Below are 15,321 nucleotides of genomic sequence, written 5' to 3' on the forward strand. Positions count from 1 at the left end.
TGTTATGTATCGTTGGTGCGTTCTTCTTACTCCATTTTTGCTAAGCGCATGTTTGATGAATCTTAATGGAGGTGGTAAGATCACCCCTTCATCCAACAATGGCTATTTGCCTGGTGTGGAGCCTGTTAACGGTCCTGTCTATAGAGCAAAGATTCACGTCGATTTGGCTTCTGCTTATTATTCTAGGGGTAAGTACGGTATTGCGTTGGAGGAGATTGATAGGGCTCTAACCACCCGTCCGAACTATGCTCCTGCTTATAGTTTGCAGGGGGTTGTGTATGCTCAATTAGGTGAATGGACGAAGGCTAGGAAGTCTTTTGTTATTGCTTTTAAGAATGACCCCAATAATCCAGATATACAGAATAACTATGGTTGGTTTTTGTGTCAGACAGAGCACTCCCAGGATGGTATTCGCTTTATTAAGTTGGCTTTGCAGAATCCTCTTTACGAGACTCCTGATAAAGCTTACAGCAATATGTCCTACTGTTATCTGGGTCTACATGAGTACTCTTCTTCGTTAAAAGCAGCTAGCAGGGCAATTTTGTTAAATCGTAACAGTGTTGAGTCCTACTTTTACCGCAGCAGAGCTGAGTGGTATCTGGCAGATTATGCTAGTGCGCAGGCTGATATAAATCGGGTTATTCACCACTATCATTTGATTACCCCTAAGACCTTACAGCTTGCGATAGATATTCAGAAGAAGCTTGGCTTTGAAGGAAATAGTGAAGTTTATATTAACGAATTGATTTCGCGTTTTCCTGACTCAGCGGAGGCGAAGTCGTACGTTCACCGATCTTAGTTTTGGTTTTGTGAGAGTATATGTTTAATCAGGAAGATGGTTTGGTAGGTAGTTTGTCTGTTTTTTTTGAAAGAGCTAGAAAAAAAAAAAATGTAACTATTGAGGATGTTGCTCATTGCCTTAAGGTAAGTTGTTCTCAGGTTCGTCATTTGGAGAATGGGGATTATTGTAGGTTGCCGGGTGAAACCTTTGTTAGGGGGTTTATCCGCTCCTATTGTCGTCTGTTGGATGTTAGCTCTCAGGAGGTTATGGATCATTACAATGCTTCTTTGTCACAGAATGTAAGTAATGATCTGGAAAATCCAAGGGAAGTCAAGCATACTTTTATATCTTTTATTTTAAATAGGTTTAATTGTATATTTGACTTTGTTCGTAGTCCCTGGATTCTGTTTTCCACTCTCTTTTTCTTGGCTGTTCTAGGGGCTGGTTTGGGTAGGTTGGTTTGGCTTCATTATCACCAAGATTTTCTCTTGGATAGGGTTTTGCCTGAGATGCCAAATGTAACTCCTACCAGCCAAACTAACTTACTTAATGAAACTCTATCAGAGTTAGATATACGCGTTTCTCATGCTACTTGGATGATTGTTCATGATTCTCGGGGCCATGTTGTTTTTTCAGAGGATATGTTTCCTGGTAAGGCTTACAAGGTTCATGCTCGTTCACCTCTTTCTGTTATTGCTGGAAATGTTTCATCATTGAATATGATATATAACGGTAGACCTTTAGGTAAGCCCAGGCATGTTACTAAGAGTACAGGTAAGAATTATGTTCAGTTCTATTTAAATTGAGGTAACTGATAGATGTTTGTTAATGCTGATAATCATTTTTGTCACAGGTCTAATACCTACCAAGTTTTAGTAGGGTCGGTTTCTATTGGTGGTGGTGCCCCAATTCGTGTCCAGTCAATGACTAATACTGATACTGAAGATTATGTGGCTACTTCAATTCAGATTGCTGAACTATATAATGCCGGTTCCGAGATTGTTAGGATAACCGTTAATACTCCAGAGGCTTCTCGTTGTGTTCCAAAGATATACGAGAGGCTTGACAAAATGTCTGTTTCTGTGCCCATTGTCGGTGATTTTCACTACAATGGGCATCAATTGTTGTCAGATTGTCCAGATACGGCAAAGCTGCTGGATAAGTATCGTATAAATCCAGGAAATGTTGGTTTTGGGGCTAAGCATGATAGAAATTTTTCCCAAATAATTGATATAGCTTTGAAAAATGATAAACCAGTTAGAATAGGTGCTAATTGGGGGAGCTTGAACGAAAGTACCTTGGCACGATTGATGGATGATAATGCCAAGAGATCCAATCCACTACCTTCAAGTGCTGTTATTCGCGAAGCATTGATTGTATCGGCCTTGGAATCTGCTTTTTTTGCTGAAAAATTGGGATTAGCTAAAGAAAAAATTATTATTTCTTGCAAAGTTAGTTCTGTACAAGATTTGATTGATGTTTATCGTCAGCTGGCTAGTCGCTGTAATTATCCGTTACACTTGGGACTAACAGAAGCTGGTATGGGATCTAAAGGTATAGTTGCTTCAACTGCTGCTTTGGCTGTTCTTTTGCAAGAAGGGATTGGCGATACGATTCGTGTTTCTATTACTCCAGAGCCCGGTGCTTCTAGGTCCAAAGAAGTTATTGTGGCTCAGCAAATTTTGCAATCGATGTCTCTTAGGTCTTTTTCTCCTATGGTTACGGCTTGTCCTGGTTGTGGACGCACAAGTGGTGATTTTTTTCAGCGATTGACGGTGGTCGTTGACAAACATATTAATGAGAAAATGCCAATTTGGCGAGACCTATACGATGGGGTTGAAACTATGACCGTTGCTGTTATGGGTTGCATTGTGAACGGTCCTGGAGAAAGCAAACATGCTGATCTTGGTATTTCTTTGCCAGGAAATGGTGAAGATTCTATCTGCCCAGTTTTTTGTGATGGTATGAAGACTCATACTTTGAGGGGAGACAGTATTGCTGAGGAGTTTTTAGACATTATAGACCGTTACGTAGAGTCGAAGTATCCCAAACGACTACTTCTTTGATAAATGTGGACTGTGGGGGGGTATGCCATCTCATCTATATTCAATTCGAGGTATGAACGATTTGCTGCCGTCGCAGGCACGTTCTTGGGATCGTGCTGTTGCTTTGGTGTCGAAGGTTTGTGCAGAGTTTGGTTATGATCGGATGGATTTTCCTATTGTGGGACCAACTGATCTGTTCTGCCGGGCTATCGGTGATGTAACAGATATAGTTGAGAAGGAAATGTACTCTTTCACTGATTCTTTCAGTGGTGAAAAATTGACTTTGCGTCCAGAGGGAACCGCCTGTTGTTTGCGTTCTGTTGCTGAAAATAATATGACATATGGTCGTTCTCAGCGTCTTTGGTATTACGGGCCTATGTTTCGCCACGAACGTCCCCAGAAAGGTAGGTACCGTCAATTTCACCAAATAGGATTGGAATGCTTTGGAATAGCAAGCGTTAATGTAGAGATTGAGCTTTTGTTACTCAATAGGTCGATTTGGAAGTGTTTGGGAATTGAAGGTAGTTTGTTCCTTAATGTTAATACTTTGGGCAATCCTGATGAAAGAAAATCTTATCGCAAATTATTGATTGAATACTTTTCTTCTCACTCCGATTTGCTTGATGGTGATTCTCGCCGCCGTCTTTATAGGAACCCTTTTAGAATTCTAGACAGCAACAATCCAGCTATGCAGGCCTTGATATCCAAGGCTCCATCTTTCTTTCATATTCTAAACCCTGAGACTCAAGATCATTATCACGAATTTTTGGAATCTTTGACGCAACTAGGTATAAATTATACTTGGAATCATCGATTAGTAAGAGGTTTAGATTACTATAACGGTATCGTTTTTGAGTGGACTACTGACAAACTAGGGAGTCAATCTGCAGTTTGTGCTGGAGGTAGGTATGACGGATTGGCGGTGCAGCTTGGATATGGCCCTATGTATGCAGTTGGTTGTGCAATAGGAATTGAACGACTGGTTGCTTTGTGTTCAGAAAAGTTTATTCCTGACTCTCCTGTTCGTTTCTATGGTGTTCATTCTGACCAGAGGTCATTTTATGAGCTCCATCGTTTAGCTGAAGATTTGCGTCGTATTGGCTGCTCAATTATAGTCCACACTGGTCGGGAATCGTTGAGTGTTCAAATGAAAAAGGCTGATCAATTGAGATGCACGGGGGTACTTATTGTGGGCGAGAATGAACTTAATGAGGGTGTTGTTTGCGTTAAGATGCTATCCAGCGGTCAACAAGATAAAGTTAGTTTTCATGACTTACCACAATTTTTGGTAAACTCTTTGAAAGGGCAAGGGGATACACTTTTATGAACCTTTATAGTCAGGAAGAGCAGGAACAGATTGAAGTTCTTAGGGATTTATTTCGTAAGTATCTGCCTATGATGTTGACGCTACTGCTTGTAGCGGTTGTAGGTTTTTCTGGTCACTCTTTTTGGAGTTGGTATCGCAATAAAGAAAATGCTCAGGCGCTATCATATTATTCTTTATTTCAGGTTGGTATTAATGCTGAAGATTTTGGTAAATCTCAACAAGCCCTTAGGCATTTGCAGTTGAATTTTCCTTTGTCACCATATTCCTATTTGGCTTCGCTGGCATTTTCTGCTTTTGCAGTTAAGGAGAAAAAAACTGACGATGCTCTTTCTGTGCTTACATGGATGATTGACAAAGGTGATCAGCCTTGGGCTACTTTGGCTATAGTTCGTGCCGTACCTATAGCCATAGATGCCAGAAAATATGATATGGCTAAAGAATTTTTGTCTTCTCCGTCTCTTACTTCGTTTAAACCAATTATTTTGATGGAGCAGGGTGATCTTGAGATAGTCCAAGGTCGTTATGCGGATGCAATTTCTCTGTATCGTTCTGCCTCAGAGATAATGTCTGAGCGTGCACAATTAGATAATAAGTCTTGGGGGGTTCATGATTCGGAGCTTCAGAAAAATTTTAAATCTCTTATTGATGAACGTATTCGTTGTGCAGAGGTTCTTTCATGATTAATAGACGTCTTGCTGTATTTTTTTTGCATGTTGTCTTGTTGGGGCATGTTGTCTTATCTCATGCTGCTGAGGGTAAGTTTGGTTCCATTACAGTGCACTTCAGAGATGATAATGATCCTAATTTTGATTTACATAATAAAACTGAATCTTATCCTGATAAAGATAAGAGTAATTCCTCTGATTTGAACGCCGAGGATAAATTTAATAACGATAAGGTTGCCTCCTCAAAAAGTAAGGTAGATGATCCTAAATCTACAACCCTGTCATCAGATGATCATGTAAAAGGAGGTGGTTTTTATGTGAACATTGCAAATTTAAAAAAAGAATTGTTGTTGAGTTCCAATAAGCCCAAGGTTCATAACGATCTGCTGTATCGATCTGAGGACAATAAAGTTAGTAACGTGGTTCATAAGAAGAAGCGATATTCTGTAGAAAGGAAATTTTTTAACTCACCTAGTGATAAAAGTGTTGATCACGTTGGCTTTAATTGGGTTTTATCTTGGGTTCATACTGTTCCAGCGCCAAATCGTAATCCGATTTCTATATTATCTCCGGATGTGAGTGCGGATGGTACTGCCGTTGTTGCTTCTACTGGCGGTCGTGTTAGTGCTTTTTATGTGTCATCTGGTGATAAAAAATGGAGTGTTAGGTTGCCAAATTTATCTGCTGGTGTTGTTGTTGACACTGATCTTTGTTTTGTTGTATCTGAGGATGGAAAAGTTTATTCGCTTTCTATGCACGATGGACATATAGTTTGGACTTATAACTTAGATAGTACGGTTACTTCTTTGCCAGTTGCCGATAATGGACAACTTATAATTAAGAACATTTATGGTTCTGTTGTGGCACTAAATAGGGCAAATGGTGCTTTGCTGTGGCGTTTTTCAAGAACATGGTCTAAAGATATGGTTGTTCGTGATCCGGCTCCATTGACTGTTTCAGGTCCATATATTCTGGTTCCAGCCCCGAAGGGACAGATTTTTATTTTAGATAAGACTAATGGACACCTTAAGTTTGCACTTACACTATTTTCTTCTCAAGGAGTTAGTGACTTAGAGCGAATGACAGATTTAGTGGGAAATGCTTTTTATATTAAACCTAATATTGTTTGTGCCGTTTCCTTTTTGCATGCTGTTGGATGTTACCAACTTGATAAGAAAATTTTTTCTTGGGTTAAGGGGATACGATCATTTTATGGCGCTGTGTTTGATGCCGGAAATATTTTTATAAGTACTGAAGATGGATTAGTTCAATCTTTGTATTTAGAATCTGGAAATGAAGCTTGGACGTCTAATTTTTTGGGTGATACTTTCTTGACGCGTCCAGTTATATTTAAAGATTATGTGTTGGTTGGAGACAGGTTTGGTAGGCTTGATATTTTGAATTCACGTACTGGAGCTCTTGTACGTCGTTTACAATTTTCTCGTCGAGCTTCATTTGTGAGCTTTCCTCGTGTATGGAGTGACTACGTGGTTATTTTGTCCCAAGATGGGCATGTTTTTTGTGTTCACTATGTTAAATCGTGATTATATTTTATGAATTACCCTGTATTGGCTTTAATTGGTTCAACTAATGTAGGCAAATCTACTTTATTTAACCGCTTAACTAGAATGAGAGATGCTTTAGTTGCAGATTCTCCTGGTCTTACAAGGGATCGACACTATGCTCGTGTATCTTGGTATGGACACCACTTCATTGCTGTAGATACTGCAGGTATTGTGGATAGCCCAGGTAATGATATTAATCGTATTACTCATGAACAGTCATTATTGGCCATAGATGAGGCTGATGTTATTTTTTTTATGGTGGACGGTCGTTGCGGTTTGACTGCTGAAGATCATAGTATTGCTGCCGATCTTCGTAGGAAGGAAAAAATTGTTTTTCTAGTTGTTAATAAGACTGAAGGTGGGCAAGGTTTTGTGTTGGCAGCTGAGTTTTTTTCTTTGGGATTGGGAAATGCTATTCCTATTTCTGCGGCACATGGTGATGGTGTTAATGATCTAATGAGTGCCATGATTGGAAGTTTGCCCTCACATTTTGATTTGTCCGCGAAATCAGATGCGGTTGAAGTGCCGCGTTTTGCAGTTGTTGGACAACCTAACACAGGAAAGTCTACTTTTATTAATGCTTTGCTTGGTGAAGATCGTGTTGTTGTAAGCCCTGAGTCTGGTACAACCAGAGATGCTATAGTTGTAGATTTCTTTTACAAAGATCATAGGTATGAATTGATAGATACAGCTGGTGTTCGTAAAAGAAATAAAGTTACGGATAAGATAGAGAAACTCTCAGTAATCAAGACTTTGCAGGCAATTCATAGTTGTGATGTTGCTTTGCTTTTTATAGATGCTAATCATGGAATAACTGTTCAAGATTTGCATTTGTCAGGTTATTTAGCTGAGGAAGGATGTGCGGCAGTTATTGTTGTTAATAAATGGGAATTACTTGATTTTTGCCAACGTAAAAAATTTAAAGAGTTATTAAATAATCAGCTATCTTTTTTTGACTTTGCTGCTGTTTGCTACATTTCGGCTTTGAGTTCTAGCGGTATTTTTGATGTTATGAAAAAGGCACAGAGTGTATATGATTCGGCACGCCGTCACTTTTCCACATCTAAGTTGACTCGTGTTTTGATGAAGGCAGTGTCTAATCAAAGTCCGCCTAGGTCTGGGTTTAGTAGACCTAAATTAAGATACGCACATCAAGGCGGACATAATCCACCTTTGATTGTGATTCATGGTAATTCAACTCAGTTTATTTCAGATACTTATAAGCGTTACTTGTCACGATTTTTTCGTAGACATTTTCATATTGAAGGAGTGCCTTTGCTAATCGAATTTAAAGGTAGTAAAAATCCATATGTGTGACTGCTAGTCAAAGAATAAAAAAACACATATTTTTTAAAAATAGGTAAAAGTAAGGGACTTTACGGATCGGATCCTGTATATTATGATTTTTTCTAGTGTAATGATATCTTTGTGGTTAACGGAGTGACTATGAGCAATAATAAAGGCCAGACGCTACAAGACCCCTTCTTGAATGTTTTGAGGCGAGAGCACGTTCCAGTCTCTATCTATTTGGTTAATGGAATTAAGCTTCAGGGGCAAGTGGATTCGTTTGATCAGTACGTGGTTTTGTTGAAAAATACGGTGACGCAGATGGTTTATAAGCACGCTATATCCACAGTTGTTCCATCTAGGGCTGTTGGCTTTGAATCTGATGATGATGTCCAGGACCTGGGTGATTCAGCTCTTTCTTAGGGCTGGGTCACCTGCTGTCTTTGGTGTTGTTGCTGATTCTACTGTCCAGTAGCCTCCCATTGACTTGTACAGCTCTATTGTGTTGTCTAGCTGTTGTTCTTTTGTGTCTTCGAGGGATGTTTTCTCCTTGAGTTCTTCTCCTTTGGCTTGGGCTAGTTGAAGGTAGTTGGCCTCGCCTGATTCGTACTCTTCGTTCAATTTCATGGTGTTTTTTGCGGTGTTTCTGAACGATATAGTTTGCAGCTGCTTTTCTCTGGTGGACGTTTGTATCTCTACGTAGTAACGCTCGATTTCCGATAGAGCTCTTATTATGGTGTCTTTGTATTTTTCTTCCTGTCTTTTTACTGCATCTCTTTTTGCCTGTACCATTCCTTTTAGTGGCTCAGCAAAAAATGGAATAGAAAGTGAGAACCCAAGGTTGTAAATAGATCCAGATATATTTTGTCCGAATAGTTCTACCTTCTGTTCATTTATGTCATATCCGAATGTAATCTGAGGATAAAGTGATGCTTGTGCGGCACCTAATTCGTGCATTGCAGATTTGAGGATATGATATTGAACAGCAACATCCCATCTTTTATTTAGTACATCAATTGGTAATGGAGATCTTGGTATTGGTGCTTTGGCAAGTAAATCGTCGAGAGATATGTGGTCAAAATTGCTACTGTCAAAAATAAAATCCTCAGGATTTTTTCCTAACAGAACTGCTAATTTTATAGTGTATATATTTATAGCTTTTATGATCTCGTATTTTTTGGTTTCTAAATTTATATACGAACTGAATATTTTATTTTTATCAACTAAATCCAAAAGTCCCATATGCCATAGTTTTTCAGAAAATAATGCTGCTTTCTTTTGCCAATTAATCATTTCCAGTATAATTTTATCCTTATTAAATAAAGATAAAAGATGAACATAAGTTTTGGCTATTTCTGTGCTTAAGAGAAGTTGTGATACTCTTTTTTGATTTGTTAGTGATAAATACTTTTCATAAGCAGACCGCTCATTGCTTTTTTTTGCGCCAAACAAATCCATTTCCCATTTAATCCCGAATCCTTGCTGTCTAGCAAAGTACTCTGATGGCTGTGGAAGCATAATTTTTTGTCTACCAGATTGTGCATTGACTCCAATGAGTGGCCACGATTGAGTAGCTCTTATACGAAGAAGATCTCTGCTTTCTTTTATTCTAGATAAAAGCTGCCTGTAATCTAGATTATTAGATAGTGCCGTATTTATTAAATTCGATAAGTTTGTGTCACCCCATTTTTTCCACCAATCAAATTGATAAACGGCCTTAGATCCTATAGCTATCCGAGGATTTTGTTGGTACTTAAATTGCAATGGGGGTGATACAGGATAGTCAACATAAACGTTCCGCGTTAAGCATCCTGACATTACAAGTAACGAGATAAGGGAAATTGTTTTTAATTTCATGTTTCAATCTCGCCAGCAATTGACGAAACAGGTCCTTTAACATTGAACCAAGCCGCATATAATGCCGGTAGAAACGTCAGAGTTAATATGGTTGCAATCGTAAGCCCACCAATTAAAGAGATAGCCATTGGACCCCAAAATAAATTGAAACTGAGAGGAATAAACGCTAATGCTGCAGCAGCAGCAGTTAATACAATTGGACGAAAACGTTTGACAGTTGATTTTATTATCGCATCATAAACTTCCATCCCATTATTAGTGTACTGGTCAATTTGGTCTATAAGTATGATGCTATTTCTCATAATCATTCCAGCTAGGGCTATTATTCCTAGCAAGGAAACGAACCCAAATGGTTGTCTAGTTACCAGCAATGATAACGTGCTCCCAATCAAACCAAGTGGGGCCGTTACGTAAACTAACATAGATTTTTCAAAATCTTTCAAATGAATCATTAGTAAAAACATAGTTACTAAAATGAATATAGGTAGATTAACATAAACCGATTGCTGGGAAATCTTAGACTCTTCTACAGAACCACCAGGTGTAATATTATATCCAATTGGAATATTCTTGCGAATGGCATCCAGTTTTTTATCAAGAAGTAGTGAAATAGAATTTATTTCGTTTAGATTATTAGTTTGTCCATTAATTGTAACGGTCTCAATACCATTTCTATGGAAAATGGAAGTTTGTTCTCCCACAAATGACCAGCTTCCAATGTCTTTTAGTGGCACCCATTTTCCACTCTCTGATTGAACATACGAAGATTTTATTTTGTTTAATGATGCAGGTTTATGTGGATCATACCCGCGCAAAAGTATAGCTATACGCTTATTTCCTTCTCTGAGTTCTCCTATAGGTAGTCCATTGGTTATATACTTAATGGTAGATTGAAGTTTTTGTAAACTTATTCCTAGAGCACGTAGTCGCTCTTGGTTTGGTTCAAATTTAAGTACTATTGTTCTAAATTCAGAATTGTCAAAAACATTGTAAACATCTTTGCTACTATTTAAAACATCCTTAACTTGATTGACAATTTTTCCAATCATATTGTGATCAGTTCCAGATACACGGAACTGAATTGGCCAACCAACAGGAGGCCCTGAATTAAGAAGAGATACTCTAAATCGTGTATTTTGTAGATTTTTTGCTAGGTGCAACTCTATTTTTCTGATCAAAGTATCTCTTGATGGGATATCTTTAGCCAATACTATAATTTCACTGAGCTCATGAGTTGGCTTTTGTTGATCAATAGGCATGTAAAATCTTGGGGCTCCTTGACCAATGTATGTAGAGATATTTCTAATTAGTTTTTTAATCTCTGGTGTTTTCATTAGATAATTTTCAGTTTCATGTGCTGTTTTCTTCGTTTCTTCCAAGCTGCTGTCAGGACTGTTCCAAAGGTCTACTATGACTTCCGGTCGGTTGCTGGCTGGAAAAAATTGCTGAGGAACAAATTGCGTCAGCAAGAAGCATGAAATGAAAAACGCAACAACCGTGCCAATGATCAATAAGTAACGATTATCAACGCACCAAACCACGGTTTTTCTGATTGTTTCCTGGGTACGGGTAGTGCTGTGGTGCTTAGCTCGAAGACTGCCCACATTATTTTTCAGCAGTTCGTAGCCTATGTAAGGTGTGAAGTATATAGATACCACCCAGGATATTAGCATGGAAATAGTTACTACGGCAAACAGGGAGAATACATATTCACCTGCTGATGAACGAGCCATTCCAATTGGTATAAATCCAGCTACTGTAATCAAAGTCCCGGTAAGCATTGGAATTGCTGTTGTATCATAGCTGTGGCCAACAGCTTTCATCATTTCCCAGCCTTCTTCTAACTTCTGAGTGATCATTTCTACTGAGATTACCGAATCGTCTACCAATAATCCTAGCGAAATAATCAGGGCTCCAAGTGATATTTTCTGAAAACTTATGCCCAGGAAGTACATAAAAGTAAAAGTAGCTGCTAGTACAATTGGAATCGATAGAGCTACCACAAATCCGGTTTGAATTCCTAGTGAAAAGAATGTAACAAGTAGTATTATCAGGATGGCAAATGCCAGTTTGTACAGAAATGTTTGTATGTAGTTGCGTACAGTGCTTTCCTGATTTGTTACTGTATCTAGGCTGATTCCAACAGGAATATCTTTCTTGATTTTTTTAACGGTTTTTGAAAGTAAGAGGTTAACGTTAAGTATATTCTCGTTACCATTCATAACTACACCTATGATGATAGCTGGCTTTCCTTGGAAGAATACTTGGCGTTTTATTGGGTTTTGTAAGTCTTGGGTTACATGTGCTATGTCTGAAATATGTAATATGCGATTATTCCACGGAAACGGAATATTTTTTATATCTGCTACTGAGTAAAAGTTAGTACTGGTATATAAATACCACTGTAATTCCTTGATTTCTAATAATCCATTATCCACCACTTTTGAGTGATCGTTAATTAATGAGGCAACAGCTTGAAATGATAACCCCATGTCATGCATTTTATTGGGAGGAATGATAATGCTAATTTCTTCTGGAACATTACCAATAATCGATGCTTTACGTACCCCATTTACCAGTACGAGAGAACTTTTTATGCGTTCTGCCACATTTTCAAGCTGTGCTAGATTATAGGAATTTCCTGTAACTGCATAAAGTGTAATGAATGTGTCACCATAATCATCATTTATGAATGGTCCCCTAATATCTCTTGGGAGCAGGTATCTTTTGTCTGTAAAAACTTTGCGCATGCGGTACCAAGTGTCGGCAATATCATTAACTTTGGTATTTCCCTTGATATTGAATTTGAATGATGCTCGACCAGGTAACGCATTACTACTTACATAACGTATGTTTGGTAACTCTTGAAGATATGGCTCTATGGGAGAAATGATTTGCTTCTCAATTTCTTTTGTACTAGCACCTGGCCAAATGATTTCAGCTATAGCAACCCTAAATGTGAAATCAGGGTCCTCCTTTTGTCCTAGTTGTACACCACAAAATATACCCATAATTATAGTGGCAACAATTAAGAATCTAGTTAAGGATCTTTTTTCAACAGCCCATCGAGAGATATTAAAATTTTTATGGATCATGGTAAATGGTCTATTTCTTTCTAGTGACTAAGTTTTTCGTTTGAGATTTCCCTTGTAACGCGCACCGCCTGATTTTCGTGAAGAATGAATAAAGGTCCGGTTACTATCTCATTTGAAGGTGATAAATCATTACTTTTAATTATATAGTGGTTATCATCATCATTTTCTATTATAGAGACAAAACGTTTATGGAGTTTATTTTTTTCTAAAACTAAAACAAAAGCTCCTTTCTTTTCTTTATGTCCGACGGAGGTTATTGGTACGATAAGGTAATTAGTTTTTTCCGATTTTTTAGAAAATAGTACTGATCCTGTCATTCCCAAACGTAGTTCCGTATCACATTTATCAATGGATATAACAACTTGGTACGTGTTTGAGATAGGATCTGCATTGCTTCCTATTTGTCTTATATGTCCTGAGCATGAACTTTCTTTTCCAGGTTCATAGTCGATTTTGATTTGACAAGCAGACAAATTTTGTATTGCTCCTATATCGTTTTGGGGGACATTGATAGCAATATCAAGATTATCTTTTCTAGCTATTACAGCAACGGGAGTTCCAGGGCCGACGTTTTGGCCATCCTCTGCCATAATTTTTGTTATGGTGCCGCTGTATGGCGCAAGTAGTCTGGTGTCGGATAGTCTGTTCTGAGCCTCTATGTGTTTTGCTTTTGCGCGAAACATTTCGCCCTGTGCCATTAACAGTTTAGCATGTCTTCTATTTAGATCAGGTTTTGTTATAAAGTGATCGTTGTATAGCTTTTGACTACTTTTATAGTCAGCAGAAGCAGATTCAAATTGTGCAGAAACCGCTTGGTACACATAGCTTGCTGCTTGGTTAGCTGCTTGGTAATCGCGATCATAAAGTTCGAATAGTAGATCACCATGTTCCACCGATTTGCCAACTTCAGTGTGTCTTTTTTCTATGTGACCAGGAATGCGGAAACTTAGTATGCTGTTCTGTTTTGGTACAACACGCCCAAAATAGGTATAGCACTGGGTTAGACGATGTGATATTTCCGGTCTTACCACTGATACTAGAGGAGTTGTTTCTTCCTCAGGTTCATTTTGGTTTTGACAACCCACCAGGCCGAAGATAGTCATTACGCCTAGAAGTAATATTCTTCTTAGCATTGTAACAATCCAGATTGAAGCATCACCGGTATTATAAACGCTATAGCAATAATATGGGGCTAATCTACGTTTATCGTGATTGTTTTTTGAGTTCAGTTTTTAGCTGATCTTTGTTTGATATTAGTTTTTTGGTGCGTCGTGAGTGTGTGGTTTTGTAGTAAAAAATCTACTACGGTACATTATAAATAAATAACTTCTAAATTTTTACTTGATAATATGAAAAAGTCGTTCTCTGTTTTGCTTGACTTTATGACATACTGATTATCTAAGAGTGTTTTGCTGTGGCATAAGTGATTTAGAAAATATAACTTTAAAGATTTACCTTTTTTGCTGTAGTGTGTCGGGTGTGGGTGATCTGACCGGTGACAAATACGGGAATAGTGACGGGGGAGGGGTGATCCCGCTTGCCCCATAAATTTAAGATGTGTGGTGTTCTTTAGTGCAATTTGGTGGAAGTTTGCTTCTCATGGAGAAATAGCGTGATAGAATTTTACGTTAATGGGGACCGATTATATTACCATATGGCTGAAATACCTATAATATTTTCCAATATTACAGTTTTTTTTACTTAAGGAAAAGTTTGTGTTTCCGGTAGATGCTGGATTGGCTTCTTTGCTTAAGCAACGAGTTGTCTTGATTTAAATTTAATTTTCTACTTAGACGGATGGGTATTGCATGCAAAATGAATTTAACCTTATTTGGGTTGATCTAGAAATGACAGGTTTGTCTCCGGATAACGATAGAATTCTGGAAATTGCTATGATTGTGACGGATATGCATCTTAATACTTTGGCTGAGGGTCCGGTACTAGCAGTTCATCAAAGCGATGATATTCTCGATAAAATGGATGCTTGGAATCAAGGGACGCACCGCCGATCTGGACTTATAGAACGGGTTAAACTGTCAACCTTCGATGAGGAAAAGGTAAAGGATCAATACCTAGAATTTTTGCATAAGCACGCATTGCCTAATAAATCACCAATGTGCGGAAATAGTATTTGCCAAGATCGAAGGTTTCTTGCAAGATACATGCCAGAGTTAGAGTCATTTTTTCATTACCGAAATCTTGACGTGAGTTCAATAAAGGAACTTGTTAGGCGATGGAAGCCGGAGTTACTCAAGCTCAGGAAGAGAAACCTAGCTCATCAGGCACTTCTGGATGTCAGGCAATCCATAGCGGAGCTGCAATTCTACAGGGCTATGTTCATTTCTAGCTGAACACGTCTCACGGGAGGTAAAATACGGGAGGATATGCCTTCTTCCCCCCTTACTTCCCCTGGTAGGGCTTACTTCTTTAACATTAAGTTGATTCCTGAGTACCGTCTGTTAAATTTCTCAACTCGTCCTGCTGTGTCAACTATTTTTTGCTTTCCCGTATAGAATGGGTGGCAGCGCGAGCATACCTCGATATTGATCGATGGTCCTTTAGTGACATAGACAGACCTGGTTTTAAATTTTTCCCCACAACCGCAAATAACTTCCACCTCACCGTATTCAGGGTGTATTCCTTTTTTCACCTGATGTCTCCTAATTAGAATCTAAATTTAGCCATTGCCAGAATCTATT

The 15,321-nt window shown here is 38.4% G+C and carries 13 protein-coding genes; 9 read left to right on the plus strand and 4 right to left on the minus strand.

Annotated features, from left to right (window positions below; all coding sequences use genetic code 11):
- The first annotated feature begins 4 nt into the window (after positions 1 to 4).
- The 8 genes from Arg41_RS04555 (at position 5) to hfq (ending at position 8,093) form a co-directional block, all read left to right on the plus strand.
- Positions 5 to 799 carry a tetratricopeptide repeat protein gene (locus Arg41_RS04555; protein ID WP_092343049.1) on the plus strand — a complete coding sequence of 265 codons (795 nt, stop codon included), beginning with the start codon at positions 5 to 7 and terminating at the stop codon, positions 797 to 799.
- Between the two features lie 20 nt (positions 800 to 819).
- Entirely contained in the window at positions 820 to 1,587 is a 768-nt protein-coding gene (locus Arg41_RS04560) for a helix-turn-helix domain-containing protein (RefSeq protein WP_092343050.1), read from the plus strand.
- Between the two features lie 12 nt (positions 1,588 to 1,599).
- On the plus strand, positions 1,600 to 2,847 hold the full coding sequence (gene ispG / locus Arg41_RS04565) for a flavodoxin-dependent (E)-4-hydroxy-3-methylbut-2-enyl-diphosphate synthase (protein WP_092343051.1): 1,248 nt from the start codon (positions 1,600 to 1,602) through the stop codon (positions 2,845 to 2,847).
- Between the two features lie 22 nt (positions 2,848 to 2,869).
- Positions 2,870 to 4,153: a histidine--tRNA ligase gene (gene hisS, locus Arg41_RS04570; RefSeq protein WP_092343052.1), complete on the plus strand. Its 1,284-nt coding sequence runs from the start codon at positions 2,870 to 2,872 to the stop codon at positions 4,151 to 4,153.
- Positions 4,150 to 4,833 (plus strand): YfgM family protein, encoded by a 684-nt coding sequence (locus tag Arg41_RS04575; protein ID WP_092343053.1) that lies wholly within the window; start codon positions 4,150 to 4,152, stop codon positions 4,831 to 4,833. Before hisS ends, Arg41_RS04575 begins: the two co-directional genes overlap by 4 nt.
- The gene (locus Arg41_RS04580; RefSeq protein ID WP_092343054.1) at positions 4,830 to 6,362 is read left to right on the plus strand and encodes an outer membrane protein assembly factor BamB family protein; all 1,533 of its coding nucleotides are present in this window, start codon (positions 4,830 to 4,832) and stop codon (positions 6,360 to 6,362) included. The genes Arg41_RS04575 and Arg41_RS04580 overlap by 4 nt, the downstream gene beginning before the upstream one ends.
- Positions 6,363 to 6,371: 9 nt before the next feature.
- Complete coding sequence (der, locus tag Arg41_RS04585; protein WP_092343055.1) at positions 6,372 to 7,700, plus strand: ribosome biogenesis GTPase Der; 1,329 nt, start codon at positions 6,372 to 6,374, stop codon at positions 7,698 to 7,700.
- A gap of 129 nt (positions 7,701 to 7,829) precedes the next feature.
- Positions 7,830 to 8,093: an RNA chaperone Hfq gene (hfq, locus tag Arg41_RS04590; RefSeq protein WP_092343056.1), complete on the plus strand. Its 264-nt coding sequence runs from the start codon at positions 7,830 to 7,832 to the stop codon at positions 8,091 to 8,093.
- On the opposite strand, the gene Arg41_RS04595 is transcribed toward hfq, so the two are convergent.
- From Arg41_RS04595 to Arg41_RS04605, 3 genes are read right to left on the minus strand one after another with little or no spacing between them, the layout of a single operon-like run.
- Positions 8,079 to 9,488 (minus strand): TolC family protein, encoded by a 1,410-nt coding sequence (locus Arg41_RS04595; RefSeq protein ID WP_172792672.1) that lies wholly within the window; start codon positions 9,486 to 9,488, stop codon positions 8,079 to 8,081. The genes hfq and Arg41_RS04595 overlap by 15 nt on opposite strands.
- 35 nt (positions 9,489 to 9,523) lie before the next feature.
- On the minus strand, positions 9,524 to 12,622 hold the full coding sequence (locus Arg41_RS04600; protein ID WP_092343058.1) for an efflux RND transporter permease subunit: 3,099 nt from the start codon (positions 12,620 to 12,622) through the stop codon (positions 9,524 to 9,526).
- 20 nt (positions 12,623 to 12,642) lie between these two features.
- Positions 12,643 to 13,755, minus strand: a complete 1,113-nt coding sequence (locus Arg41_RS04605; protein WP_092343059.1) for an efflux RND transporter periplasmic adaptor subunit — start codon at positions 13,753 to 13,755, stop codon at positions 12,643 to 12,645.
- 675 nt (positions 13,756 to 14,430) lie between these two features.
- Here Arg41_RS04605 and orn point away from each other — a divergent pair.
- Positions 14,431 to 14,973 (plus strand): oligoribonuclease, encoded by a 543-nt coding sequence (orn, locus tag Arg41_RS04610; protein ID WP_092343060.1) that lies wholly within the window; start codon positions 14,431 to 14,433, stop codon positions 14,971 to 14,973.
- 68 nt (positions 14,974 to 15,041) lie between these two features.
- Here orn and rpmE read toward each other — a convergent pair whose 3' ends face one another.
- On the minus strand, positions 15,042 to 15,272 hold the full coding sequence (rpmE, locus tag Arg41_RS04615) for a 50S ribosomal protein L31 (RefSeq protein ID WP_092343061.1): 231 nt from the start codon (positions 15,270 to 15,272) through the stop codon (positions 15,042 to 15,044).
- Positions 15,273 to 15,321 lie beyond the last annotated feature (49 nt).

Source organism: Candidatus Ichthyocystis hellenicum (assembly GCF_001460935.1).
GTDB lineage: Bacteria > Pseudomonadota > Gammaproteobacteria > Burkholderiales > 2013Ark19i > Ichthyocystis > Ichthyocystis hellenicum.